This window comes from Nocardia sp. CA-084685, from assembly GCF_050955785.1.
In the GTDB taxonomy this organism is placed as follows: Bacteria; Actinomycetota; Actinomycetes; order Mycobacteriales; family Mycobacteriaceae; genus Nocardia.
In genome coordinates, this window is record NZ_CP192094.1 from 5,532,584 (window position 1) to 5,557,822 (window position 25,239).

23 protein-coding genes are annotated in these 25,239 nt (G+C 65.7%); 15 read left to right on the plus strand and 8 right to left on the minus strand.

The features are described 5' to 3' along the window. Positions 1–66: 66 nt before the first annotated feature. The 6 genes from ACQP2U_RS24740 (at position 67) to mobF (ending at position 10,424) form a co-directional block, all read left to right on the plus strand. Positions 67–588, plus strand: a complete 522-nt coding sequence (locus ACQP2U_RS24740) for a hypothetical protein (RefSeq protein WP_433709674.1) — start codon at positions 67–69, stop codon at positions 586–588. Between the two features lie 17 nt (positions 589–605). Then, the gene (locus ACQP2U_RS24745) at positions 606–1,040 is read left to right on the plus strand and encodes a hypothetical protein (protein ID WP_433709675.1); all 435 of its coding nucleotides are present in this window, start codon (positions 606–608) and stop codon (positions 1,038–1,040) included. A 430-nt stretch (positions 1,041–1,470) separates the two neighbouring features. Continuing rightward, on the plus strand, positions 1,471–3,054 hold the full coding sequence (locus ACQP2U_RS24750; protein WP_433709676.1) for a hypothetical protein: 1,584 nt from the start codon (positions 1,471–1,473) through the stop codon (positions 3,052–3,054). 107 nt (positions 3,055–3,161) lie between these two features. Next, a complete protein-coding gene (locus ACQP2U_RS24755) occupies positions 3,162–3,557 on the plus strand; it encodes a hypothetical protein (RefSeq protein ID WP_433709677.1) in 396 nt (131 codons plus the stop codon). An 87-nt stretch (positions 3,558–3,644) separates the two neighbouring features. Further along, positions 3,645–4,061, plus strand: a complete 417-nt coding sequence (locus ACQP2U_RS24760; protein ID WP_433709678.1) for a DUF4326 domain-containing protein — start codon at positions 3,645–3,647, stop codon at positions 4,059–4,061. Positions 4,062–4,403: 342 nt separating this feature from the next. Continuing rightward, entirely contained in the window at positions 4,404–10,424 is a 6,021-nt protein-coding gene (gene mobF, locus ACQP2U_RS24765) for a MobF family relaxase (protein ID WP_433709679.1), read from the plus strand. 264 nt (positions 10,425–10,688) lie between these two features. Here mobF and ACQP2U_RS24770 read toward each other — a convergent pair whose 3' ends face one another. Beyond that, positions 10,689–11,402 carry a creatininase family protein gene (locus ACQP2U_RS24770; protein ID WP_433716574.1) on the minus strand — a complete coding sequence of 238 codons (714 nt, stop codon included), beginning with the start codon at positions 11,400–11,402 and terminating at the stop codon, positions 10,689–10,691. Between the two features lie 18 nt (positions 11,403–11,420). After that, positions 11,421–12,569: an XRE family transcriptional regulator gene (locus ACQP2U_RS24775; protein WP_433709680.1), complete on the minus strand. Its 1,149-nt coding sequence runs from the start codon at positions 12,567–12,569 to the stop codon at positions 11,421–11,423. A 383-nt stretch (positions 12,570–12,952) separates the two neighbouring features. Here ACQP2U_RS24775 and ACQP2U_RS24780 point away from each other — a divergent pair, with 383 nt between their 5' ends. From ACQP2U_RS24780 to ACQP2U_RS24815, 8 genes are all read left to right on the plus strand, one after another. Next, a complete protein-coding gene (locus ACQP2U_RS24780) occupies positions 12,953–14,149 on the plus strand; it encodes a radical SAM protein (RefSeq protein WP_433709681.1) in 1,197 nt (398 codons plus the stop codon). Next, positions 14,146–14,760, plus strand: coding sequence for a 3'-5' exonuclease (locus ACQP2U_RS24785; protein ID WP_433709682.1), 615 nt, complete (start codon positions 14,146–14,148; stop codon positions 14,758–14,760). The genes ACQP2U_RS24780 and ACQP2U_RS24785 overlap by 4 nt, the downstream gene beginning before the upstream one ends. Next, positions 14,757–15,377, plus strand: coding sequence for an AAA family ATPase (locus tag ACQP2U_RS24790; RefSeq protein ID WP_433709683.1), 621 nt, complete (start codon positions 14,757–14,759; stop codon positions 15,375–15,377). Before ACQP2U_RS24785 ends, ACQP2U_RS24790 begins: the two co-directional genes overlap by 4 nt. A gap of 34 nt (positions 15,378–15,411) precedes the next feature. Then, positions 15,412–16,209 (plus strand): aldo/keto reductase, encoded by a 798-nt coding sequence (locus ACQP2U_RS24795; protein ID WP_433709684.1) that lies wholly within the window; start codon positions 15,412–15,414, stop codon positions 16,207–16,209. Between the two features lie 96 nt (positions 16,210–16,305). Next, a complete protein-coding gene (locus ACQP2U_RS24800) occupies positions 16,306–16,644 on the plus strand; it encodes a hypothetical protein (RefSeq protein WP_433709685.1) in 339 nt (112 codons plus the stop codon). 37 nt (positions 16,645–16,681) lie between these two features. After that, the gene (locus tag ACQP2U_RS24805; protein WP_433709686.1) at positions 16,682–16,990 is read left to right on the plus strand and encodes a hypothetical protein; all 309 of its coding nucleotides are present in this window, start codon (positions 16,682–16,684) and stop codon (positions 16,988–16,990) included. A 500-nt stretch (positions 16,991–17,490) separates the two neighbouring features. Continuing rightward, positions 17,491–18,084, plus strand: coding sequence for a TetR/AcrR family transcriptional regulator (locus ACQP2U_RS24810; RefSeq protein ID WP_433709687.1), 594 nt, complete (start codon positions 17,491–17,493; stop codon positions 18,082–18,084). Continuing rightward, positions 18,081–18,251: a hypothetical protein gene (locus tag ACQP2U_RS24815; RefSeq protein WP_433709688.1), complete on the plus strand. Its 171-nt coding sequence runs from the start codon at positions 18,081–18,083 to the stop codon at positions 18,249–18,251. The genes ACQP2U_RS24810 and ACQP2U_RS24815 overlap by 4 nt, the downstream gene beginning before the upstream one ends. A gap of 71 nt (positions 18,252–18,322) precedes the next feature. On the opposite strand, the gene ACQP2U_RS24820 is transcribed toward ACQP2U_RS24815, so the two are convergent. Both ACQP2U_RS24820 and ACQP2U_RS24825 read right to left on the minus strand, forming a co-directional pair. Beyond that, positions 18,323–18,604: a hypothetical protein gene (locus tag ACQP2U_RS24820; RefSeq protein WP_433709689.1), complete on the minus strand. Its 282-nt coding sequence runs from the start codon at positions 18,602–18,604 to the stop codon at positions 18,323–18,325. Positions 18,605–18,664: 60 nt separating this feature from the next. Then, positions 18,665–20,281, minus strand: a complete 1,617-nt coding sequence (locus ACQP2U_RS24825; protein WP_433709690.1) for an ISL3 family transposase — start codon at positions 20,279–20,281, stop codon at positions 18,665–18,667. 264 nt (positions 20,282–20,545) lie between these two features. On the opposite strand from ACQP2U_RS24825, the gene ACQP2U_RS24830 reads away from it, so the two are divergent. Further along, the gene (locus tag ACQP2U_RS24830; protein WP_433709691.1) at positions 20,546–21,196 is read left to right on the plus strand and encodes a TetR/AcrR family transcriptional regulator; all 651 of its coding nucleotides are present in this window, start codon (positions 20,546–20,548) and stop codon (positions 21,194–21,196) included. A 375-nt stretch (positions 21,197–21,571) separates the two neighbouring features. On the opposite strand, the gene ACQP2U_RS24835 is transcribed toward ACQP2U_RS24830, so the two are convergent. The 4 genes from ACQP2U_RS24835 to ACQP2U_RS24850 form a co-directional block, all read right to left on the minus strand. Then, the gene (locus ACQP2U_RS24835) at positions 21,572–22,585 is read right to left on the minus strand and encodes a transposase (protein ID WP_433709485.1); all 1,014 of its coding nucleotides are present in this window, start codon (positions 22,583–22,585) and stop codon (positions 21,572–21,574) included. Further along, positions 22,582–23,019 (minus strand): transposase, encoded by a 438-nt coding sequence (locus tag ACQP2U_RS24840; RefSeq protein WP_433709486.1) that lies wholly within the window; start codon positions 23,017–23,019, stop codon positions 22,582–22,584. The genes ACQP2U_RS24835 and ACQP2U_RS24840 overlap by 4 nt, the downstream gene beginning before the upstream one ends. Before the next feature lie 163 nt (positions 23,020–23,182). Further along, positions 23,183–23,941 carry a hypothetical protein gene (locus ACQP2U_RS24845; RefSeq protein ID WP_433709692.1) on the minus strand — a complete coding sequence of 253 codons (759 nt, stop codon included), beginning with the start codon at positions 23,939–23,941 and terminating at the stop codon, positions 23,183–23,185. 127 nt (positions 23,942–24,068) lie between these two features. Next, the gene (locus tag ACQP2U_RS24850; protein WP_433709693.1) at positions 24,069–24,932 is read right to left on the minus strand and encodes an MBL fold metallo-hydrolase; all 864 of its coding nucleotides are present in this window, start codon (positions 24,930–24,932) and stop codon (positions 24,069–24,071) included. Between the last annotated feature and the right edge of the window lie 307 nt (positions 24,933–25,239).

The window sequence follows — 25,239 nt, forward strand, 5'->3', positions numbered from 1 at the left end:
GAGAGCGGCGGATCCTCTGGGGGCCATGTGAATCCACCACTTTCTCACCCAACCAGGAGAACCCAGATGACCGAGCCAGTCCTCACCGAACCCACCGCGGTCACCGCCTCGGCAGCGGCGGCGGCGTTGATCGCACTCGCCGAGCGTGCGCCCTCGCGGGCGCGCGCCGCGATGGCCGCGGCGTCGGCCGAGCTGGCTCCCGAGGACTGGACGTGGCTGGGACTGCTGTATCGCGGCCACGCCCATTCACCGAGCGCCGCACTGGCCAGAGTCCTCGCCACCGCCGCGGCCAGACTCGGCACCGCCGACACCCGCCCTCTCGATCAAAGGTCGGGACCTTTCCCCGGCGTCGAGGTCCCGATGGAGGTCGAGGTCCGCGACTGGGTGCGCGGCCCGCTCCGTGAGGACTGCTACGACCTGCGGTTGCACGCCGAACCGAGCCCGGCCACCGACGCAATGCGCACCACCGACGAGGCGATCGCGCGCCGCGCCCGCCACCGGGCCCTCCGGCACCGCCACCGTCGCGGTATCGAGACCGTCACCGCTGCGGTGACCGGCACCGGGACCGGCGACCGGTTGGTGGCCTGAGGGCCAGGGTCAATGCAATGAGCGCAGACGACCCGCGCGAGACGGCCACGACCGGGATCCGGTTCCTTCGCCACCTGCTCGACCGCCTCGAGGCTCTCGACGGCGAGGCCGCGCCGTGGGAAGCCATCGCGCGTCTGCGCGCGGTCATCACCAGGCGTCTGACCGTACTCACCGACACCGATACCGATACCGGCGCGCCCGAGCACGGCACCGACATCGCGCACGGGCGGGCCGCCTCGATCGCCGTCGAACTACATCGGCTGCGGCGATCCGGAACCGGGGCCACGATCGCCCTCGTCGGCGGCCATCACCACCAGGGGCACATCGACGCGGTCGGTCGCCGTCACGCCGTCCTCCACCACCACGGCACCGACCGCGGGCGGGCACAGGTGTTGGTGCCGCTGCGGTTCATCGAATCCGTGCACCCGCACCACCGCACCCGCGGGCGGTGACCGAGCCCGGCTCGTGAGCCCATCCCGGTCCGACTCGGCTGCGACCGGAAGGGCTTCGCGTTGCTGCTGATCGCGTCAGCGATCAGGGGTGGCGGTTGGTGAGGGCTGACCGTCTGGCCGTCTGCCCCGCCTTTCTGAGTGCTACCAGGGTGGGCTCCCGCCACCGCTGCGGGCCCGCGCCCGGCCGTCACCGAATTCGCCCGGCGCGCCGCATGTCCGGCCATCCGCCGGCCAGGGCTGGTGTGCGCAGCGAATTCGGCGCCGTCCGTTCCCGCCGCGTTCCCTCCGCCGTGTCGGGCTCCCACCCTGGTCGGCCGCACTCAGGCGGGTCAGACGACCAGCCGCCCAGCCCCGTGCCGGGGTTACGTACGCGTGTGCGTGCCTCCGGTGCGGGGCCGAGCTGTTTCCACGACAGAACAGGAACCCAGTGATGACCGCAACGTTGAACGCACCGGACACCGTTACCGCCACTGCCGCGCCCGTCGGCGAACTCGCGCAGACTGTTTCCCCGTTTGCCGCCGCGCTCGGGGAGATCGAGTACCTGCTCGACACCGATCCCGACGCCGCGCGGGAACGGTTCACCGCCGTGCTGGCATTGGCTTCCCCGGTCGAGCGTGAATTCCTCGACCGCGCCGCCGACCTGATGACCCGGTCCCCGTGGAAGACCGCCGCGCGTCAGCTCGGGTGGATGGCCAAGTCCCGCCCCGAGCTCCGCACGCTGATCGTCGATCACACCGCCGAGGGTGATCCCGGGCTGTACCGGCCCGAGCTTCCCCAGCAGTCGGAGATCTCGATCGAGGCGGCCGAATGGGTGCGTCGCTCCATCCGCGATTGTCGATACCGCGACCGCTACACCGCCACCCCCACCGCGGCGACCGACGCCGCCCGCTACCGACCCGAGGCGATCGCCGCCCGCCGTGCCCGAATCCCCGCCCCCACCCTCGCCATGGTGAGCCTGCGCCACCGCGAGCGTGACCTGACGGTGGCCGAACGCCGCCACCGCGAGTACGCGGGCTATGCCGCCCACCGGCTGTACGCGATCGACACCGCGGTCGACGACGACCGGACCCCGCCGGTGCCCGAACCCCGGAAGAAGGCCGGGATGGTGTGGGCGCACGTGCAGGCCGAATTGTGGGACCGCAGCTACTTCCTGCACGTCGCCGAGTGCTACACCGAAGCCGACCGGCACCTGCTCGCACCCGAGCTCCCCGAACGCCACATCGCCCACGACCGCCGTCACGCCGGTCTCGAGGACGCGGCGCGGGAATTCCTGCGCCAGCACGGCACCGAACCCGAACCGCGGATCCGGCGCGCGCGTGCCCGCCGCACCCGGCCGCAGTTGCCGCCGCGGATCACCCCGGCCGACCAGTCACGCTTCGCCGAACGCCGCACCGGGATCCCGGTCCCCAGCGACCGCGACGAATACCTGCCCTACAGCGAACTCGACCTCCGCGAGTCCACCTGGCAGGGCTCAGGGTTGGATTACGACCTCGCGGCGATGACCCCGTATCTCGGGTGGCCGTGCGTGGGCTGCTGGATCGACCGACCCGCCCGCGACCGCCGACCCTTCCACGCCCGTGACGGGGTTGTGGTCAGCGACGACGGGCTCTGCGATGTCTGCCGCGCCGACGCCCACCCCGCCATCCCCGTCCTTCCTGCCGGGTTCGGCATGCGGACCTTCGTCGAATCCCGGTGCGCGTACATCGCCGCCGCCCATCCCGCGCAGGTGCGGGCGTTGCTCGACCGGGTGCGGACCGCCGCCGCGAACACCGGACCGACCTGGCGGCTGATCACCCGATGGATGGCGATGAACCTCGAACAGCCGCAGCGCGCACCCCGCCCCGCCGCGCGACGGCCGCGCCGAGGCGGCGCCGCGCTCGGGGCCGGGCAGCGCATCGGACGCTGCGACGCCTGCGCACGCAACACCATCGTGCACGCCGACAACTACTGCACCGACTGCCGCATCGACCTCGGCCTCGTCCCCACCACCGCCCGCACCGCGTCGGTGGCCTGACCTTCCCCTGCTCGACCCTCCTCACCTTGTTCGCCGGTCCGCCGCAGTGCCGACACCCCTGCGGCGGACCGGTCACCAACCTCCCCCGATCCGACAGGAGCACGACCGTGCATCGACTCCCGAACCGAGCCCGCCGCGCCATGCGCGCGCTACGCGACGCCGTGTTCGCACCCCGCTCGACCCGGGTCCGGGTGCGGGTCTACCTCAACATCGACCCCGCCGCCCTGCTGACCGGATACCGGCCCGGCGCACCGGTGGCGCTGGCCTACGACTTCGTGCTGCGCGTCGACCCGGCGGTCGACACCGACGAGGTTCTGCTTGAGCGTGTCTTCGCCGCGTTCAACGACCATCCCGAACACGACGACGACCACCACGCCCACACCGACGCCTTGTACGCCAAGCGACTCCGCTCACTCTCGGTCGGCGACCTCGTCGGGCTCGACGACCGCCACTACACCTGCCAGTCCCACGGCTGGACGCCGGTTCCCGCCCCAGCGAGCTGAGCCCACCTCCCACCACCCCACCCTCGGTGCCCGGTCAGGGGGTATCCAGACCGGCAGCACCCCCGACCCGAAAGGAACCCGCTCGCCATGACCGACCTCGCACCGCCCACCGACCCCGCGCACCTCACCATCACCGACCTACACCAGACCCTGGCCACCGGGCGGCCAGTCGTGGTGTCGATGCGCGCCGCCAGCGGACACGCGCACCTGATCGACTGGGCACGCCGCCATCGCCTGTTCGTGCCCGTCGACCGCACCAGCAACTGGGGCAACCCCTACATCCTCGGACGCGACGGCAACCGCGACGACGTACTCACCGCTCACGCCCGACACCTCGCCGACCGGCCCGACCTCCTCGCCCGGCTCCGCCGCCGCGAACTCGCCCACAAAGTCCTCGGCTGCTGGTGCGCACCCAAACCCTGCCACGGCCACACCCTCGCCGCCCTGACCCTCGACCCCGACCTCGACCCGCTCGCGGCACTTCGCGCCCGACCGCCACGGTGAGTGTGACCGGCCCGCCCGCAGGCAGCCGACGACTCCGATCGCAGCGCGGGCCGGGATCAACCGCTCCATCCCCATTCACCAGCACCCTCCGACCGCCGTGTCGCCTCACTCTTCCCAACACTTCTCTACACATCGCCCTCATCCACCCATCTACATACCTCACCTCCCGTACACTTCTTCTACTACCCCCTCCTCCTTCCTCTCTTTATCTCTTCCTCACAAGCACACCTCTTTCATTGAGGGTAACGGTTTGGTAACGACCTGGGGATTTGCTTGATTTGACTAAAAAATAGTCAAATCCAACCCATTGCGGTAATCGCCTGATACGTGCCTGATGGATATATGACCGCGACAATTCATAAAGTCGTGGCAGGCAATGGCTATCAGTATTACCTGCGTAATGTCGCCGCGAACGATAATCCCGCTCGCGGCCGGTCCAGCCTGGCCGACTACTACTCCGCGCACGGGGAGGCACCGGGGCGCTGGCACGGCACCGGCCTGGGGTCTCTCGGCATCACCATGGGTGATGAAGTCACCGAAGAGCAGATGAAATCGCTGTTCGGTTTGGGGCGTCATCCCAACGCCGACGTGATCGAAACCGCTGTCTATGACGAACAGATCCGCCTCGGCGCGAAACACAAAGATGCTGCCCGCGCAGCCGATAAATCCTCTCGTTTGGGTAACCCGTTTCGGGTTTATGCCGAGGTTTCCGATTTCCGGAAACGGTGCGCGAAGGCATTCGAGCAACACAATATTGTGCGCGGTTCAGACCCGCACGACGCCATTCCCGACACTGAACGGGCGCGTATTCGCACCACTGTCGCGACACAAATGTTCATCGAAACCTACGACCGTGCGCCATTGAATGAGCGTGAATTGTCGGGGTGGGTGGCACAGAACTCTCGCCCGAACACGACCGCGGTCGCAGGTTTCGACATCACTTTCTCGCCGGTGAAGTCGGTGTCAGTGCTGTGGGCTCTGGCGCCGCGCGCGGTCGCGGAGAAGATCGAGGCCGCACATCAGGCCGCGATCGGTGACGCACTGGCTTGGCTGGAGCAGCACGCGGTGTTCACCCGGTTGGGGCGCAATGGGATCCGGCAGGTCGATGTCGAGGGCATCGTGGCAGCACAGTTCACCCACCGCGACAGCCGCGCCGGCGACCCAGACCTGCACACCCACGTCCTGATCGCCAACCGGGTTCGCGCCCTGGACGGGCGCTGGCGCACCCTCTACGGTGGCGCGATCTACCAGGGCCTGGTCACCGTGTCCGAGATCTACAACACCCGCCTGGAGCATCATCTCGAAGATTCGGTGGGCGTGGAGTTCACCGAACGCGCCGGAACCGATCCCACCAAACGGCCGATCCGCGAAATCGTCGGCATACCACCTAGGTTGATCGAGGCGTGGTCACGGCGCGAAGCCGCGATCAAAGTGCGCTTGGGCGAGCTCACCGCCGACTTCCAACACCAGTTCGGCCGCGAACCCGTCCCCGGCGAAATCTATGACCTCGCCCAGCGCGCCACCCTGGAAACCCGCCCCGCCAAACACCAACAGCGCTCACTGGCCGAACAACGCACCAACTGGCGGACCGAAGCCGTCGCGCTGCTCGGCGGCCGGGAACCGCTGTCGCGGATGGTCGTGGCGGCGTTGAATCCGATTCGTGCGCCGCGTGTTCCGGTGTCGGCGCAGTGGATCACTAACACGGCCGAGCGTGTGCTCGAGGTGGTGGCGGAGCATCGAGCGACCTGGCGGCCCAACAACGTGCGCGCCGAAGCCGAGCGGCAGATCCGCGGCCGCATCCGAGGCCAGGATTGGCAACAGGCCACCGAAGCCGTCTTGACCGAGGCACTCTCACCGGCACAGTCGATCGGACGCGGCGACCCCGATATCGCTGACGCACCCGAATTGCGTACGGTGCCTGAGCTGTTGCGTCGTCGCGACGGCTCCAGCGTCTATACGGCCGCAGGCTCGCAGCTGTATACCTCGGCGCACACGTTGTCGGTGGAAAAGCAGCTGATCGAGCTGTCGGTGCAGTCCGGCGCCCGCCAACTCACCCCCGACACCGTGGCTGCGGCGGTGCGCGACTACAACACGCTGCACCCGGATAGGCCGTTGAATGCCGGGCAGGTCAGTGTGATCGAAGGATTCGCGACCTCGGGATTACGAGTGCATACCGCCAACGCCCCCGCCGGATCAGGCAAGACCACCGCGATGGCCGTGCTCACCCATGCATGGCACACCAGCGGCGGCCAAGTTCTCGGCCTGGCTCCTACCGCGTCCGCTGCTGCGGTGCTCGGGGAGTCGATCGGCGCCCGGGTCGAGACCGTCGACAAGGTCCTCGACGTGTTGTCACGTCACACACCGCGTCCGGACAACCCGGCGTTGGATCGGGATGTCCCGCCGCCGCTGCCGGAATGGGTGTTGCAAATCGACTCCGGCACGTTGGTGATCGTCGATGAGCATGTCAAGCTCAGTAACCTTAAACGGCTTCGGCTGCTGCGGTTTCTGGCGTCTCGTGGTGCGACGGTCCGCTGTATCGGTGACGATCAGCAGCTGCCCGCGATCGACGCCGGCGGCGCGGACGCAGACATGAATGACGCCGCTCCCGAGCACACCCTGACCCTGACCCACGTTGTGCGGTTCGCCTCCACGGCGGAAGCGACGGCCAGTTTGGCGCTGCGCGAAGGAGATCCGGCCGCTCTGGGCTGGTATCTCGACAATGCTCGCGTGCACGCGGGCCACCTGGGCGCGACCCACGATGACACCTACACCGCCTGGGCTGCTGACCATCTCGCGGGCCGCGACGCGATCATGCTGACCGCAAACCACGACGTGGTCAAAGCGCTCAACGCTCGCGCCCGCACCGATCGCATCACCCGAACCGGCGGCGTTGTCGGTGCCGAGTGCGTGCTCGCCGACGGTCTCGGGGCCTCGGTCGGTGACACGATCCGCACCCGCCGCAACAATCCACGCCTACGTTTGGGCGCACACGACTGGGTGCGCAACGGCTACGCCTGGAGGGTCACCGCCGTCCACGACGACGGCAGCCTCACCGTCACGCACCTGCGTTCCGGGGGAAAACACGGTGCGAGTGTGCGGCTTCCCGCCGACTATGTGACCGCGCATGTGCGCCTCGGGTACGCCACGACGATCGATTCCGCGCAGGGAATCACCGCCGACACCTGTCATGTCGCGCTCATTGGAGGTGAATCCCGGCAACAGCTTTACGTCGCACTCACCCGCGGTGTGTACGCCAACCACGCCTACATCCCGACCGCGTTGGACGGCAGTGAAGGCTCGTTCTGGAGTGAACCGGCGGTGTTTCCGCGCACCGCCGTCGAAGTTTTGCTGCGCATCCTCGGCCACGACGGCGCACAAAAATCGGCACACACACAACTACGCGACGCACTCGACCCACGCACGCGGATCGGGCGCGCACTCGATATCTACCTCGACGCCCTCGGTGTCGCCGCCGAAAATGCCCTCGGCGCTGATGGTCTGGAGCGTCTGGACGCCGCAGCGGAAGCATTGCGTCCCAACCTCACCGACAGCCCGGCCTACCCGGTGTTGCGTCAGCATCTGGCGATGATCGCGCTGTCGGGGCGCGACCCGATCGCTGCTCTGCACGCCGCAGCCGGGGCGCGGGAACTCGACACCGCCGATGATGTTGCCGCGGTATTGGACTGGCGTCTGAACCCCTCCGGTGTGCACTCCACCGGCACCGGACCGCTGCCGTGGGCACAAGCAATCCCGCGCGGTCTGCGCGAAGACCTCGACTCCACACAACTCACCGCGCGTGCCCGCATCGTCGGCGACCTCGCGGCTCAGATCCGCCGCGACAGCCACCAGTGGACTCCGGTAACAGCGCCGCACTGGGCGCGACCTCTCGTCGGCACCGATCCGCGGCTGCTCGGCGATCTCGCGGTCTGGCGCGCCAGTCTGCATGTCGACGACCGCGACATGCGCCCCACCGGAGCAGCCCGCTACGGCGTGCTCGAACGTGAGCACCAACAGCTCCTCGACGAACGAGTCACCCACGCGCTCGGCGACATCCGTTTGCCGGTGAACAAGTGGGCCGCCACCGTCGAGCGGTTGGAGGCCCGCGTCGTGAAAGATCCGTATTGGCCTGTACTCGCGGACAAGATCGAAGTCGCCTCCCGCGCGGGAATCGACATCCACACCCGGCTCACCGACGCCGCGGCGCTGCGGCCGCTGCCCGATCAGATGCCCGCCGCCGCGCTGTGGTCGCGCCTGGAGTTGGAGCCCTCCGCGCTCGACACCGGTCTCGGCCACCGAAACCTGCGCCCGGACTGGATCACCGATCTGCGCGCTGTGCTCGGGGATGATGCCGCCGACCGCGTCATCGCCGACCCGGCGTGGCCGCGTGTGGTCGCTGCGATCGACCGCGCGACCGGCACCACATGGACACCCCAGCAACTACTCACCACCGCGCACGAACTGCTCCTCGCTGCCCAACCCGACGACACCGCCGGCCTGCGCCCCGACCAACTCGCCAGCGCTTTGGCCTGGCGCATCGACGCACTCCTGCACCACACACCCACCCCACGCACCGACACTCCCGCCGCCGATCCGCCTCATCACGCGGATTCGCCCGAGTCCACCACACCCTCTGCTGCACCACCGCAACCCGAATACAACCAGGAAGGCCGTCAGACAATGACTCCCGAACCTGCGTCACCTTCGGCCTCCGATGTCGACGTCGGAACTGAACCCGTCGCCGCGCAATTCCCTGACCGTATTCGTGAGGTGGCCGAACTGTTCCGCAACGGCCAGATCGCTGCCGCCGTCGATGTATTCGGCGAGCTCGCCGATATCGCTACCGATGAACAACACATCGTCCTCGCCGACATCGCCGAAACCCTCTACCGCAATGCCTTTCCCGTCGCCCGCGCACGGTTGCGGTGGGCTGCCGAGCGTCTGCCCGAGCATCGTGCACTCATCGAGGCATGCACACCAGCCAGCGACCCGCACGTCTACCAAATCCCCACCCGCCCAGCCGAACCCGGCTACCGCCGCGACCGGCGCCGCGAAGTCGCCCGCGACCACCCCACCCACTTCGACCCCGATACACGCCGCAACCAGCTCACCGACGCACAGATCGATGCCCGCCGAACCGAGCAGGGTTACCACGACACCCGCGCCGACGTCGACGACCAGCCCTACGACAACGTGATTCCGGACGGGGTTCCGAATCACTACTACCGGCCAGTGTTACCCGATGCGCGCCGGAAGTACCGCCCGCTCGACTACGACCGCGCCGCCCTGCCCGACACCAGAGGATTGGGCTGTGTCGCCTGCAGTCTCCAACGCACCCGCACCGACGCCTCCCCCATACCACCGCGCCGCGCCGACGACGGGCTATGCGGCGAATGCCGCGACAGTAACCAGCAAGGCATCCCCGACCACGACCCCGCCGACCACATCAACGCACGCTGCACCCACATCGCCGCCACCAAACCCCCCGCCGCCGCCCGCGCGATACTGCGCCGCGACTGGCGCACCACCCACAACCCAGCACACCGGGCCGCGATCGAAGCCTGGATCCGCACCCACCCGCTACCCGACACCACACCTGAAACACCCACCGCCGCAACCGTCACCGACCCAGCGGTGAACAATCCGCTCTTCGCGCTCACCGACACCCAACTCGACCACCACATCGACGAACTGCACCAAGCCCTAGCCCTCGCCGACACCGACACCGCCCTGTTCAACCCGCCCCAGCACACCCCAGATCATGAGTCAGGAACCGACGAACACATCCGCCGCCACACCGCAGCGCAACAGGCGATCCGCGCCGCCCGCACCGCCGACCAGCAACTCCACACCGCCGCAAAAGCCTTCCACGCCACCGCCACCGAACTCGCCGATGCCCGCGCCGCACTCGACTCCACACCCGGTTATCGCCGCAGCCACCGCCGTGTCCTCCAAGCCCGCATCGACTCCCTCATCACCGAACAAACCACCCGCAGCCGCAACCACAGCACCGCACGCGCCACCGCACGCCAAGCCAACCGCGACGCCATCCTCCTCGCCGGCACCCCCGACGGTTGGGATCAACTCCTGGACACCGACGCCGCGACCATTCGCGACCACCGGCACGACAGCACCGACCTACGAGCAAACGCCGACAACGAGATCCGGACACGCATCGCCAACATCCACCAACAGCTCAACCAATACCGCGCCGAACAACAGCGACGCCGCACACTCAGCCCAACTCAACTCGCGCACGAACAACAACACCGCCACACCGAAACCGCCGACGATATCGCCCAAGAGATCATCGACTACCGTGCCGAGACATCTCACCGGTGGCCAGGGGATGACCTCGGACTGTAAGGCGCGGAACCATCGATCGCACAGAGCCAGAACAGCATTCGATGGTCACCTGCGGCCCCGTCACCAAAGCTCGTGCACGGGTCTGCAAACCGATGGTTCGCCCCTTCATGCCGGTAAGTCCGGCACCATCGACGCCTTCGTCGACAGCGACTCCGTTGCGTCGCAGATAGCGCGTCCAGGGAAGTGCGGAGGCTTCGTTGCTGGACGGGAGGCTACAGTCGCAGCAGCGATGGCGCAGGATTGACGCCGCGGTCGAGAGTCGACCTACTCCTTCGCCTCTGCATGCGTAATCAGCGTGAAGTATTCACCGAACGACTTCGTAAGGGCGTCCAGCGCCGCCTTCCCTTTCACGTCGGTCGCTGCTGAGGGGCGTCCGATGATTCCGCTCGAGGTGTATGCCGACATGCCGAGCAGTTGGAGATGCGGACGTTCGGACGCCTCGTGATCGGCCTGCCGGAACGATGGCCGCACCAGGTCGGGTTTGGCGTGCAGCAGGATCGACGTCTCGAGCTCGCCACCATGCATGTCATCGTGGGAGTCGGTGTCCATTCCGGCTGCCTCCCTCGCGCGGTCCCAGTCATCCCGACCGGGATAGACCACGACGTTGCGGCCGGTGGTATTGGCCTCTTGGGCAATGTTGCCCAGGACGTAGTTTCCGCCGTGGGCGTTGACCAGCACCAGAGTGGTGATTCCGGATCGGGCGAGTGAGCGACGGATATCGCTGATGACGGCGATCACGGTCGCCGGGCTGAGGCTGACAGTTCCGGCGAACGTCTCGTGCTCATGCGAGCAGGAGATCGTCAAGGGCGGCAGGAGCAGCAGTGGGTAGTTTTCGGCGAGCTGCCGCGCGATCAGGCAGGCGATGACGGTGTCGGTGATGAGCGGTAGGTGGTCACCGTGTTGCTCGAAACTGCCGACGGGCAGCACCGCGATACGGGCGCCATTGTCGGCGACGTCGGTCGAACTGGCGGTGGTCATCAACTCCACTCGAGGCTCCTACCGTGACTGGCTCGTGCGTTGCGCGATGCGTAGCTGCTGGGTCAACTCTCGCGCGGCACCGGTCTGGCCCGCCGCATGCAATACGGTCGCTGTAGTGCGTAGCTGGTTGAGCGTGCGGTGAGATCCGGTGTCGGCCACGATGGTAGCCGCATACCCTGCGACCTCCACCGCCTCCGACCACGAACCTACTCCTGCGTGCGCTGTGGACAGCCTGGCAAGTCCCATCCCGAGATCACGGCGGCTGTCGGCACTCCAGTCACTGAGCCGCTGTTCCAGGATGGTCAGCGCTTTCTCGGGGTGCCCGAGTTTGATCCAGCAGTGCGCGGCCTCCATCGCCACATATGCCGGTGAGCAGTAGCCGGCGAGATCATCCTGGCCGTCGGGTGGCTCGGACGCTGCTTCCGCGGCCCGCGTCAGCGCGTCCACACACGCCATGACGTCGGCGCGCGCGCCTGATCGCGCGCGTGCCGCATTGACGATTGCCTGTTGGCGCAGCAAGACAGCCCGTTGTTGTGAAGTGAGGGCATCAGCGTGTGACAGCGCTTCGTCGATGAAATCTTCTGCGGTGGACAGGTTCCCGGCGTCGGTGGCGATGTTGGAACTGCGCATCAGCACGTAGGCGTGGAACTGGGCATCGTCCCTGTCTTTGGCGTGCGCGAGGGCGATCCTGGACCAGGATTCGGCGGCATCGAGATCTCCAGAGTCCTGGTGTAGCCAGCCCAGCAGTTCGGCATAGCGACCCGCCACGTATTGCAGTCGGCTACGACCTCTGCTGCCGTTGCGGCTGGCGGCTAGGCGCTGGTCGATAAATGCAATGTCTTGCCGCACAACGCCAATCAAGTCATGTGGCCCGGCCAGCTGGTCGCGGACCGAGTGCCCGGACAACGTGGACAGCAGCGCGTCGGCCAGTTGAACGTCCGTCGGCGTAGAGATTGCCGCGGCCAGCCGCTCTGGAAGCACGATGCTCGATCGCGGCGGCGCAGGCGCTGGATCTTGTCGATCAGGCGGGAGTTCGAACCACAGCAGTGGCGGCGGTATTTCCAATATGCGCGCGTACGTCGACAGCGTGTCCAGGTTGGTCACCCGTACGCGGCCTTGCTCGATGCGAGAAAGGTGTCCCTGGGTGATCGACAGCCACCGCGCCATGTCCTCTTGGTTTATCCGATGGCGCCCGTGGTGGGGATGATGTCGGTATGTCCGGATCGCCTTTCCGATGTCGCGGGCATCGAGGGCCTGGCGAAGGTCCCCTGACCACCATGCGTGATCAGGTAGCGGTGGCAGCCGCTCGTCAGCGCCTCGGCATCGCCCGCAGAGAAGCCCCGCCGGTGCCGGTCCTGCGCACCGGGGACACAGGTCAGGTGGCGTATCGAAATCGACCATTACACAAGCCCTTCCCCCTCGGTCAGCATGAGTATTGCTCGCGTGCATAAAAAATATGCATATTCAGCGCTTCTGCATCACTGGTCAGGTCCCCAGAATCGTAGCCACCAGATCGACGATGGTTCGCTTCATATGAAGGGGCGTTTTTCATGAGCACTTCCCAAGTTCCGATCAGTGTGCCGCTAGAAGTTCGAGCGACCACCCGAAGGCCGTTGCCCATCCTGACCCCAGATCAGCAGGCCGAGCTCGATCCAGGACTGCAACGGGTGATCGACTACCGCAAGAGCGGGCTGTCGGCGAACTGGATCATCGGTTGCCCGCTGGATTGCACCTACTGCGTGCGCCACACCTTCGAAAACTTCGAGATGAAGGTGCCCCGGCGGCTGATGGACGAAGCAGCTGCTGCGCGGATGCTGCTGCGCAACAAGCACTTCCGACCCCACGTGACCCCGATCCAGCTGTTGAACAGGGCGACCGACCCGATGCTGCCCGCGGTGAAGCCACATACCCTCGAAATGCTGCGGCTGCTCGACGAGCAGGGCATCACCAACCACGTCCTAGTGATCACGCGGTGGCGGATCGAACCCGAGGACTGCGCGGTCCTCAACAGCTTCCACAACATCCGGCTGACGATCCTGGTCACACACAGTGGAATTGATGACGAGCGCATCGAACCAGTCGACTCCAATATCGCGGCGGCGTCCCTGCGGACCGCGTTCGAGCACGCCGAGTCCTATCGCGTGATCCTGTACTGGCGGCCGATCGTGCCGGGCCTCAACGACTCCGACTCCCACCTGGACCGGGCGCGTGAACTCAGCCATTTCGCCCACGCCACCGTGTTCACCGGCCTCTTCTTCAAAGACCAGATCCGCGACTACTACCGGGACAACGGTCTTCCCGAGCTGTACGACGGGGGCCCGTCCCGCAAGATTTTCCCCGAACTGCTCGAGCAGCGGATCCTGGCCAACCGTGCCGGGTTCGGATCGCCGCTATTCCGTAAGACCAGTTGCGGGGTGACGTTCGCACACAGCGTTGCCGATTACAACGGGCACTACGGCGCGCGGGAGTTGTGCGATATCTGCCCGGTCGCGCAGATCAAACGCTGTGCTGAGGATTTGCGTCGCCCAGGCGAGGAATCGACCGCGGCGTGGGTTCAGCGCCTCGGCGGCAACATGCTCGAGATCACCAACCGGGCCGTGATCGTGGACGGCCTACCCGAAGGGCGACGCAACTTCCTCCAGCACAATCTCGGGTACCAGGTAAACGACATCAAGCGCCCGCACCATATCGGTCGCCACGGTCGCGCCGACATCGGATGGACTCACACTCAGGAGACAGCACGATGATCGTTCCAAACGCACTGCACGGCAAAGACTTCGCCGTGGTCGACGTCGAAGGCAACGGACAAACACCGCCCGAAATCATCGAGATCGCGATCCTGGCGGTATCGGGCGAGACGGTGGAGGCCGACGAGATGCGGTCGTGGCTGATCCGCCCCGCCCGCCCGATCACCCCCATTGTGACCCGAAAGGTGCACGGCATCACCAACACCGACGTCGCCGAATGCCCGACCTGGCCGGAGGTGTCGGACAAGATCGAGGCAACACTGACCGATCGGATCCTCATCGCGCACAACGCCAATCTGGAACGACGGGTTATCTCCGAACACCTGCCGGGCTGGACGCCACCGATGGTGCTCGACACGCTGAAACTCGCCAAGACGGTATGGCCCGGCATCGGCGGCTACGCGTTGGAGAAGCTGGTCACCCACGCCGAACTGGACACCACCGCGATATCCGACCAAGGCCATCACCGCGCCGGGTGGGACACCTGGGCAGCCTGGCAGCTGCTGGTTCGGCTGGTCGACGACAGCGGATTCGGCTGGGACGAACTCGTGCAAGCCGCAGCGCCAGCGGAGTTCATTCAGCCCAGAGAACCGGAAGGGCGACTGTGGTGAACACCGATTTCGTGCGCCCCGTGACGATCGCCGTCACGGGGACGCACTCGACCGGCAAGAGCACGTTTCTCCAGCGGATCGCCGAACAGCTGCATCGCGACCGCGTCGAGGTGGCAGTCGTCGCCGACCTCGGCGCGCAGGCCGCCGAGCACGGGTTGCCGATCCTGCACGAACACACCTGGGCATCCACACTGTGGATCATCACGCGTGGAATGTCGCTGGAGGCGCATGCGTGGACACAGGCCGACGTGGTCCTGATCGACCGGCCGGTGTCGGATGCACTCGGGTATTACGAAGCCGCACTCGAATACCGTGGCGCTCAACCACATCCAGCGAATATCGACCAACTCGAGCAGTTGGTCGCCCGGCACGTCCGCCACTATGACCTGGTTGTGCGCACGGTGCTCGACCCGACGATCCCGCTGGACCTGAGCAAACCTCGGGGTACCGACCCGGAGTTCCGGGCGCTCGCTGACCGGCACGTCGCGAAGGTTCTCGAACGACTCGACATAGGACATGACCTGCTGCCGTCGGATGGGCACGATCGCGCCCTCGTCGAAGTGACGACGTTCGTCAAGGGCCGCCTCGACGGGGTGGATGAGAACGACGACCACTGACCCCGACATCCCTAATCGCAACGGAAGGCCAGCGATGTCCATCCACACATTGCCTGCAGCAGCAAGCGGCACCTTCTCGATCGGCGGCGACCTGCCGGTCAACCGAATCGGCTACGGCACAATGCAACTCACCGGCGCCGGCCACTGGGGCCGTCCGGCCGACGCCAACAAAGCTAAACAACTCCTGCGCCATGGCATCGACCTGGGCTGCAACCACATCGACACCGCCGACGCCTACGGCCCGACCACCGCCGAACACCTGATCCGCCAGGCTTTGCACCCATACCCAGACGAGCTGGTCATCGCCACCAAAGGCGGCATGACCAGGCAAGGACCGAACCAATGGGCGCCGGTCGGGCGGCCCGAATACCTGCGCCAATGCGTCGAAATGAGCCTGCGACGCCTCCAACTCGACCGCATCGACCTCTACTACCTGCACCGCATCGACCCACGAGTTCCGTTCGAGGACCAGATCGGTACCCTCGACGACCTGCGCAGCCAGGGCAAGATCCGCCACGTCGGCCTGTCCAAGGTCACCGTCTCCCAGATCGAAGCAGCGCAGAAGATCACCCCTATCGCCGCTGTGCAGAACCGCTTCAACCTCCTCGACGAGGGCGACGACGCCGTCCTCGACTACTGCACCCAAACCCGCACTGCGTTCGTTGCCTACGCACCGCTCGCCGCCGGAGCCCTGGTGATCGAGCGGGACAATCCAGACGCCGCGACCCACTCGATCCAGTGGCTGCTGGACAAATCGCCTGCCGTACTGCCGATCCCCGGCACCGCCTCACTCGCACATCTAACGCAGAACGCCACCGCGGCCAGCAAGTAAGGCAGCTGGGTCCCGATGACAGAGGCGGGAATTGACGAAATCGACCAGGAGTGCGATGACCACGCCCGCCGTCCTCACCAGTGAGAGGTGAAGGAGATGCCCAGCGAGCTCCAGACCGTCCTAATCGTCGTCGCGGCCGTCGCCGCGACGCTGGGACTGCTCTTTGGAGTCATACCCAAACTCGTCGACCGCGCCAGCCCTGCCGAAACTGAGTCCTGGGGCACCGAGCCCGACAGCCCCAAGCCGTTGCCCAACCCGCATGCCGCACCTTTCCGCCCCTACACAGTGCCAGAGGCACACAAGATCACCCAGTGCCACGCCGCCTGTACCCAAGGAAATTGCGGAGCGAAGGCGTCTGCCATCAGCACCCTCGTCGCCGCTGGCCGCATGCGACCTCCTGAACCCGGACGGCAACGGCGGGCGGCGCGCAGATGATGACCAGACACATCGACAAAGATCGGAGTGAACTAGCTTGCCTGGCAATGCAATCGGAGTGATAAATACGAGCCTTACCGAATCAGCCCTCGACGACGAACAACTCATCCGCGACCTCGCCCACAAACGCGGCTACCTCCTCGCCCAGATACTGACCATAAATGCCGACACCTACATGCCCACCACGCTGATCGTCGCCACCGCCCATCGGTATCAAGCCGTCGCGATGATCGCCCCCAACCTGCAGCACTTCGGGCCCAGCCCCAAAGCCATCACTCACACCTACACGCTCGTCATCCCCAACCTCGCCATCCCCCGCACTGGCGGTTGGACACCGACCCCTTGACCGACGCGTGCTTCATTCCCACGCCGAACAGGTTCACCTGCGCGGTGACAGCCTGACCAGTCAGGATCGGCGTCCTCAAAGCGCAGCGTGAATACAACCACCTCGAGCACCTGCTGCTATTGCGTGGGAGCACCCGATGAAGCCGGTAGTAGTCCGAATCGGCCGAGGGTATGCCCTGATCGCCAGATGCCGACTACGCGCTGTCACAACGCTTGGGCAGCCTGACCTTCGACAGAGACAACGACGCCCGTCTCCGTCCGTCCACCTCCGTCGCCGCATTCCGCTGACACGCCTGCGCCTCGACCAGGACGGCCGCGGCATCCGGGCTTCCAGCCGCATTGCCGGACCTTTCGCCCGAGAATCAGCGCTGCCTCCACTCACTGCGGCGGGGTGCCTGACCCGAGATCCGCAGTCCGACACCGTCATCCGACCCAATCGACAGAAGGGACCATCCATCTGCCATGCCCACTATCCGTCCAGCGAGTACACCCGCTCGTGACGTGCGTGAAGCACCCACATCCGGCAAGGCCGCCCAGCCGCGCATCAATGCCGAACTGATGCGGCAACGACTCGCGCACGCCGCGACCGAACTGTTTCTGGCCGAAGGGTTTACCGCGACATCGATCGAACGGATTACCGAACGCGCAGGATGCGGCCGGAACACGTTTTTCACCCACTTCAGCCGCAAAGCGGTCATCGGCCACGACGTCGCCGAAACCTTGTATCTCCGAGCACTCCAGCGAATCAACCGGTTCCACCCGACTGATACCGATCGGCTCATCACCACGCTGGCAATGTGGACGACGATTCTGGCGACGCGACCGGGGTGGGCGCGGCTGGAACTCGACCTCGCGAATCTGGGCGTCGACAGCCATGCCCAGACCAGCCGACGCCTGACTCATCTACGTGCCGCTGTTACCGAATTGCTCACCACCACAATAAAATCCGCCACATCCAGCGTCGATGTCGAGACCATGGTGACGCTCCTTGCATCGATCGCCGTCGGGATGGCCGATCAACGCGCTCCCGGACTCACCGTCCCCTCGGCGATACGACCACACATCGAACGCATCCTTCACGCGGTACTGGCATGAATCCCACACCCGCACCCGACGGCGGCGACAGCGATCCGAGCACTCCCACCACAGCCGACGCACCTCGAGTACTCGCAGCACCGGTCGTCACCGACATAGCGGTCCTCGAGAAAATCCTGACCGGCCTACAAACCCTCGACATCCATAACCCCCACGCCAACTGCTGACGCCGAAGACACCGACGAGGTTTCCCATGCTCCCAACTGACCGAACGCCTGCGACCATGCCGGTGCCCGTGCTAGCCGATCCAACTAACCGGATCACCAACGGGCACAATCACTCTGTTGTTGCGTCGAACGATCCAGCACTGCCAGATCCATTGGGGCGCAGCGAGTTCGTCGACGCGGACGGCAAGTTGGTAGGGCGCTGGCGCCCTGTCCATCTCATCGAACTGACCGTCCCGCGGACACTCGGGCTTCAGTACATCCACTGAACGCATCGGGCGGATGACCGCTTCGTACACCTCCAGGTCGCGATGTTCCTGCTGGAAACAGACGCCTGAACTTCGCGCCGCCGTCATCTCGCGTCTCCATCACCATGTCGGCTGCCAGCCTGAAGGGTTCTGGCGCAGGAACCGTGATCATTTCATTGGCGGATGCTGATCGACGGTCGCGTGGCTGAGCAGCAAGCGTTTGCGTAGCAGATCCAGTTTGGCCCGACCAAAGCACTGGCGCTTGTGGTGTTTCAGTTTATTAACGGTGCCCTCAACAGGGCCGTTGCTCCACGGAAGCGTCAGCCCGGCGGTGACTGCGGCGAAGTCGTGTTCGAGCCCGGTGACGAACGAGTGCAGCGCTGGCAGGTTATCGGCACGGACCTGCGCCATCCACTCGGGAAGGCGATTACCGCGCAGGTCGCGCATCATGACAGCGAACGCGCCGACGTGGTGGCGGGTGGCCTCGAGTTCCGGGCAGCCGGCCAGAATCCCGGCGAGCTGGTGAGCGTCATCGCCGGCGAGAGTGTCGGGATCTCGCATGATCCACGCGGTCACGGCGCGGATCTTCGGCGCCGCCGGGACAGCGGCTATCCGGGTCTTCTTCCGGCCAGCGCGGTAAGGCTGCAAGTAGCGGTAGACGGTGCGCTGGCTGCCCCGGTAACCGAGCTGGCGAAGCTCCTGGGTGAGGACTGCGACATCGGTGCATCCCGCGTTCCAGCTCGTGAGCAGGTGCGGAACGAAGTCGTCCAGCAGCGCGGCCCGGGAGGTGGCAGCGGCGATCACGTCTTCCGGATCGGACGCGGCGGCGAACCGCCGAGCCGTTTTCCGGTCGATGCCAAGCTCTTTCGCGATCGTGCGCAGGCCCATGCCTTGACCGCGCAACCGTTGCACCGCGTCGTAACGCTCGATGGTGCGGGCCCGCAACTGGACGAACCGATCCCGGACCCCGGAGATATCGACCTTTGCCATAGAATCAGCGGCGTCGGCGTTGTCCGATTGGGCAGTTTGGCGGCGGGAACGTGTTGTTGCAGTGAATGATTCACGCACACAATCACGGTGCGCGATGACGGTCTTCTCCACCGCCTGGCCGAGGTTCTGCCAGATATGCCAGCGATCGGCACATTGAATGGCCTGCGGCGCACCGCGTCTGGCTCCCTCGACATAGGCTCCGGCACGGTCTCGAGTAATGATCTCGATCCCTGGATGCGCCGACAGCCACGCCGCCAAGGTGTCGGCCTCCCGATCGTCGAGGACATCGATCGGGCGATGCGTGGCCATATCCAGCAGCACGGTGCCATACCTGCGGCCGCGTCTGACAGCGAAATCGTCGACACCCAGGACTTTTACCGCGCCGACCGGCGGATCGGGCATTCCCCGGACCAGTCGCAGCAGCGTGTCGCGGCTGGCCGACAACCCGAGCCGCCGCGCCAAGCGTGCACCGGCGCGTCCGGCCAGGGCCAGCCCGATCGAGGTCAGCATCGAGGTCAGCTGGTTGGTCCGGCGTGACCGCTTGGTGGTGAGCCCGTCCACCTGTTCAGCGAAAGTCCTTGCCGCACATTCGGTATGTCCGCAGAAGAAGCGCCGCACGACCAGCGACAGCACCATCGTCCGCCCAGCAACCGCTGCATCGGCCAACCGGCGTCGGTAGCGGGAATGCACACGCTCAGATGCTGTTCCACACCCGGGACACTGGGCCATCGGCGTGGCAACAACAGCCTCTACGACGACCCGATCGCCGTCGCTCTGGATATTATTGATCACCACACAAGCCAAGTGCGGCAACAACTTTCGGACAAGATCACCAGTGCACCCGTGCAATTAGTACCAGCAGCAAGGCTGAACGGCAACACTCCAACCAGCGCCATCACGGTTCCTGCGCCAGAACCCATACTCATGGCAAAAACGGCTCCGAAGTGGTCCCTTCCTCCTGGCAGCCGACAATCACCAGCGCATTATTAGTTGTCCCGCACAGCGCGCCCCTTCGTCTCACTCACATCTTCCCTTCACCTTGGAGCCCGTCCCACCCTCATGCCAGAGACACGCCGACGCCTCACCCGCACCGCGCAACGACGACATACACATCAGCGCCTGCTCACCGCCGCGACCACCCTCTTCCTCGAAAACGGTTACAGGGCAACCTCCGTCGACGGCATCGCCGAAGCCGCCGGGTACACCCGAGGGGCAGCCCAACGCCACTTCGGAACCAAAGCCCAACTGGCAGATGCAGTCCTGGACCCGCTGAGCCGCCACGCCATCGCCCAGGTAGCCACGCAGCTGGCACAGCTGCGGTCAGCCGAGCAGGTCACCGAAGGGGAGCAGCTGATCGAACTTGTCACTGAGTGGTGTGAAACGGCAATAATCGAGCGCCCGGCATGGAAACAGCTTGAACTCGACATGATCGCCGAACGACCGCACGACTGCGAGGCGGAGCTCTGGCGAGCTGCACGCCTGGCGCTTCTCCGCACCACCGCCCACGACTACCTCGCCACTACGAGTACCGCCACAAGCGCCGACCTGACCGTCCACCTGGACACGATCACGACCGGACTGGTATCGGTGGTCTTCGGGCTGGTCATCCAAAACAAAGAACCGGCCACGGTCACCGCCACCGTTCGGCCGCTGGTGCAGCACCTGCTGCGACGAAATATCCCCGCCCACAGCCGAACTGGGCAAAACTAGGGCTCGGGTCTGTCGATGCTTATCGCCATCCTTTGGGCAGTGTCGCTGATCTTCACTGCCGTGCTTGCGTTTCCCGCGGGATATTGGTGGCGCGGGACCCGGCTCCAGGGACGGCATACGGTAGGGAATGTACCGAGACAGGACGATCCGTGGAAACCAGGCAATGCGCTGGCAGCCGAGAACAGCGATGATACGACCGAGGTGCCGAAGCGTCGACCCGGATGGCGGTCGCAGTGGTCGTGGGGTGGCGATCCGGACGATGACACCGAGGTGCTGCCGATAGCTGACGATATACCTGACACACCTGCCCGTTGCCGACGAGGTTGAGCGACTTCGCTGCTGTGACCCGGAATCTGTCAAACCGGATGAGACCGGTCATGCCACGAATTCTGTGTTGATGTTCTCCTTCGCCGGTTCGTTGATCCAGGCCGCGCTGGGCAGCTTGGGTGGGGTGGGAGGCCGCCGGAACCGGCCGGGGTTGGCTGCGTAGGCGGCGGACAGCACCGTGGCGCGCTCGGCGCGGATCTGGTGGGCGGTGCCGTCGTGAACCGTTGCGGGGGTGTGCAATCCGATGCCGGAGTGCCGGTGATGGTTGTTGTAGTAGGTGAAGAACGCCTCACAGAAGCGCTGGGCCTCGCGGATGGAGGCGAAGCGGTCCGGGAAGGCCGGACAGTACTTGAGGGTCTTGAAGTTGGCCTCGGAGTACGGGTTGTCGTTGGACACGTGCGGGCGCGAGTGCGAGCGGGTGATGTTGAGGTCGATCAGCAGCTCGGAGACCGGTTTGCTGATCATCGGGCCGCCGTTGTCGGCGTGGATGTAGTCGGGCACGACCCCGTCGTTGGCGGCGATCGCGTCGAGCTGGAATTGCTTGGCGATCCACTGGGATTCACGCGGGACCACCCGCCAGCGGATCGCTTTGCGGGAGAAGATGTCCAGCATCACCAATAGCACGTAGTAGATTCCTTTGCCCGGTCCCGCCAATTTCGTTGTGTCCCAACTCCATACCTGGTTCGGGCCGGTGGCCACCAGCTCCGGTTTGGTCCGGGCCGGGTGGGTGGCCTGGCGTCGGCGCTCGGCCACCTCGCCGTGACCGCGCAGCAGCCGATACATCGTCGAGACCGAGCACAGATACCGGCCCTCGTCGAGCAGGATCGCCCACACCTGCGCCGGAGACTTGTCCACGAACCGCTCGCTGCGCAGCTCGGTCAGCACCGCGGCCTGCTCGGCCGCGGTCAGGGCGGCCGGATGCACCGCTGGCCGCCGCGGACCCTGGACTGGTGGTTTCGGGTTTCGGTGCCGGTGCAGGGTCGCCCGCGACTTGCCGGTCAACCGGCACGCCGCGCGCTGGCCGACCAGCACCTCCAACTCGCCGGTCGCGGCGTCGATCACTTCGGCGGCTTCGGCTCGGAATCCGAGCTGCTGGAGAGCATCTCCAGCAGCTCGACAGCTTTTCCCAGCACGGCCATCGCTTTGTCCTTGCGCTCGAGCTCCGCCCGCAAACGCGCGTTCTCCGCTTCCAGCTTCTCGGCCCGGCGATCGGCCTCGGATTTCGCCGGCTTCGGCCCGGTTGTCTTGGCAGCCAACGCATTCAACGCACCCGCGTCCCGCGCCCGCCGCCACTCGATCACATGAGAGTGATACAGGCCCTCCCTGCGCAGCAGCGCGCCCCGCGCGCCCGGCTCGGTCAGCAAGTCGTACTCGGCCACGATCGCGGCCTTGTACTCCGGCGTGAACGATCGTCGCTTCGGCCGCGCCGAATTCGTCCCCTTCTTCTTCGGCTTCTTCGCCGCGCCGTTGTCGGCGGGCAGATCGGCCGCACCCATCGTCACCTTGCTCGTTGTCCCTGAACTCGCCCTACATCATCTACAGGAAAGATACAGACCGCATGGTCTCATCCGAGTTTGGCAGGTAGGGACCAGGGTGGCCCAGTTTCAGTGGCAGTCGGTGATGTAGTGGTTTGTCATTGACGCTGAGCCGAATCGTCGCTCATTCCCTTCGTCGCCCCGTCGTTGATGTTCGGGCGTGCTCGGCATGAGCGGCGACGAGTTCGGCGACTTGGCGTGGTTGCAGGCTTGTGGTGTCGATGACGTGGGCTTCGCGGTTGTGCCATGCGCGGGCGGCGTCGTAGTCGTCGAGGTGCTCGAGGCGCCATGGAGAGTTCGGTTTTGCGGGGTCGGTTTCGATGCGGCGCAGGAGTTCGTCGCGTTCGGCGTGAAGAACGAAGTGTTGCAGTGGGACGCCGGCGTTTTCGAGTCCGGCGCGGATTTCTTGCCAGTATTGGTGGACAAGGACTGACTGGGGAACGATGAGAACACCGCCGACGTAATCGAGGATCTGGGTGGCTGCGGCGACGACCAGTCCTCGCCAGGGCTGCCAGTCCTGGAAGTCCCGGACGATCTCGGTGCCGAGGACGTGGCGGAGCATGAGCCCGACCTCCTCGGTGTCGAAGATCCGCGACTGGGGCAGCAGAGCGTTCAATCCTGTTGCGGTCGTGGTCTTTCCGGCACCAAATGTTCCGTTCAGCCAGATGATCATAGAGTCGAGAGTATCGGGGATAGGTCGGCGTCTGGGCCCGCGGCGATCGACATTGTGGAAGTCATTGTGCTGGTACGGAATGTGATGTTGACGTCTTATGATTCGACTCACTGACGCTGCCGGACAATCCGAAGCGATCACATTGGCGCGCCGCACTTTCGCACAGGTCCCCAAATAATCAAACCGCACTTGACGGTCCGCGGCGGGCACCCGTCGCCGTCAAGTGCAGGAGTTGCGCCGCAACGGCAAGAAGTTCGGTTCGAGCCCTGTCAGACTTGCGGGAAGGTCGATGGGAGGTGTGATAGCTCCGTGACTCCGAATCATGTTGGGAGGGTGGCTATTCGGGTTGCCATGCCCGTTCCCCGCCAGTGTCGACGGTGACGCGGCCGAGTTGGACGTCGGCGAAGTGAATTCCGAAGCCGAGGGTGTCAGGTTGGGTGAGTTGGTCGATCAGTCGACGAGCGGTGACCGTGGATTCGGCGGGATTGGCGTCGACGGCGGCGTTCAGATCGGGGTGGGTGATCTGGAGTGGGGTTTGCATGGCGTCGCCGAACACGATCAGCCGGTGGCGGGACGAGGTGATTTCGTAGGCGAGGTGGCCCAGGCTGTGCCCGGGGGTGGCGAGAGCACGCACTCCCGGGAAGATTTCTTCGCCATCGGCGATCGTGTGGACTTGGGCGCTGAATGTGTCGAGCATTTCTGCACTGATTCCGGCGGTGGCGGCGTGGTCGCGCTGGCCCCATTCGGTGTCACCGACCAGGACCGGGATATCGGCGAAAGGGCCAGCGGTGGTCTCGGGCATGGATTGCCATAGCCAGCCGATGTGGTCCAGGTGCAGGTGGGTAATAGCGATCAGTTCGATGTCGGCCAAGGTCTTGCCTGCGGCGGCAAGGCTGGTGAGTAGTTGCCCGCCGCGCATCAGCCCGTAGGGAGTGGGCACTGCTAGTGGTCCGAAGCCTGTGTCGATGAGGATGGTCCGGTTGCCATGTTCGATCAGCAGTGCGCCGATACTCGCGACCAGGTATCCGTCGGGATTGATCAGATGCGCGTGCTCGGCCAAGATCCGGTCATCAGAGCTGGGCAGCCATTCGCGGGGGTCGAGCAGAGCGACCCCGTCGGGTAGGTAGGTGACGCGGTGATCGCCTAGCTGGCGCTGACGGCTTGTTGCGGACCGGGTGAAGTGTTCCGGGCTCACGGTCATAGTGGAGGCTCCTGTCGGATTGGTTTGGGGCGGACGCGGGAGGCGGTGCGCGGGATCGGGCCGAGCGTGGCGTGTGTGAGCTCTGGGACGACGCTGGTCACGACGGGCGGGTGGCCGTGTCATGGCGCGAACATGCAGGGCGCCGTGGTCGCCGACTGCTGACCCGCGACGACGCCGGTGGTGGTGGCAACGTTCGCTGAATGCATATCGCCTCGCTTGAAAGTTGTTGGTGGACAACCGCTACCGGCTGATACGGGTCGGGTCCCGCGTTCGGATACGCGTCGACGGCGGCGTAATCACCGCTGTC

Bases quoted from the DNA above. Each gene is read 5' to 3' on its own strand.
- ACQP2U_RS24740 (WP_433709674.1), top strand. From the start codon at position 67: ATGACCGAGCCAGTCCTCACCGAACCCACCGCGGTCACCGCCTCGGCA.
- ACQP2U_RS24745 (WP_433709675.1), top strand. From the start codon at position 606: ATGAGCGCAGACGACCCGCGCGAGACGGCCACGACCGGGATCCGGTTC.
- ACQP2U_RS24750 (WP_433709676.1), top strand. From the start codon at position 1,471: ATGACCGCAACGTTGAACGCACCGGACACCGTTACCGCCACTGCCGCG.
- ACQP2U_RS24760 (WP_433709678.1), top strand. From the start codon at position 3,645: ATGACCGACCTCGCACCGCCCACCGACCCCGCGCACCTCACCATCACC.
- mobF (WP_433709679.1), top strand. From the start codon at position 4,404: ATGACCGCGACAATTCATAAAGTCGTGGCAGGCAATGGCTATCAGTAT.
- ACQP2U_RS24770 (WP_433716574.1), bottom strand. From the start codon at position 11,402: ATGACCACCGCCAGTTCGACCGACGTCGCCGACAATGGCGCCCGTATC.
- ACQP2U_RS24775 (WP_433709680.1), bottom strand. From the start codon at position 12,569: ATGGCGCGGTGGCTGTCGATCACCCAGGGACACCTTTCTCGCATCGAG.
- ACQP2U_RS24780 (WP_433709681.1), top strand. From the start codon at position 12,953: ATGAGCACTTCCCAAGTTCCGATCAGTGTGCCGCTAGAAGTTCGAGCG.
- ACQP2U_RS24785 (WP_433709682.1), top strand. From the start codon at position 14,146: ATGATCGTTCCAAACGCACTGCACGGCAAAGACTTCGCCGTGGTCGAC.
- ACQP2U_RS24795 (WP_433709684.1), top strand. From the start codon at position 15,412: ATGTCCATCCACACATTGCCTGCAGCAGCAAGCGGCACCTTCTCGATC.
- ACQP2U_RS24800 (WP_433709685.1), top strand. From the start codon at position 16,306: ATGCCCAGCGAGCTCCAGACCGTCCTAATCGTCGTCGCGGCCGTCGCC.
- ACQP2U_RS24815 (WP_433709688.1), top strand. From the start codon at position 18,081: ATGAATCCCACACCCGCACCCGACGGCGGCGACAGCGATCCGAGCACT.
- ACQP2U_RS24820 (WP_433709689.1), bottom strand. From the start codon at position 18,604: ATGACGGCGGCGCGAAGTTCAGGCGTCTGTTTCCAGCAGGAACATCGC.
- ACQP2U_RS24830 (WP_433709691.1), top strand. From the start codon at position 20,546: ATGCCAGAGACACGCCGACGCCTCACCCGCACCGCGCAACGACGACAT.
- ACQP2U_RS24840 (WP_433709486.1), bottom strand. From the start codon at position 23,019: ATGGGTGCGGCCGATCTGCCCGCCGACAACGGCGCGGCGAAGAAGCCG.
- ACQP2U_RS24850 (WP_433709693.1), bottom strand. From the start codon at position 24,932: ATGACCGTGAGCCCGGAACACTTCACCCGGTCCGCAACAAGCCGTCAG.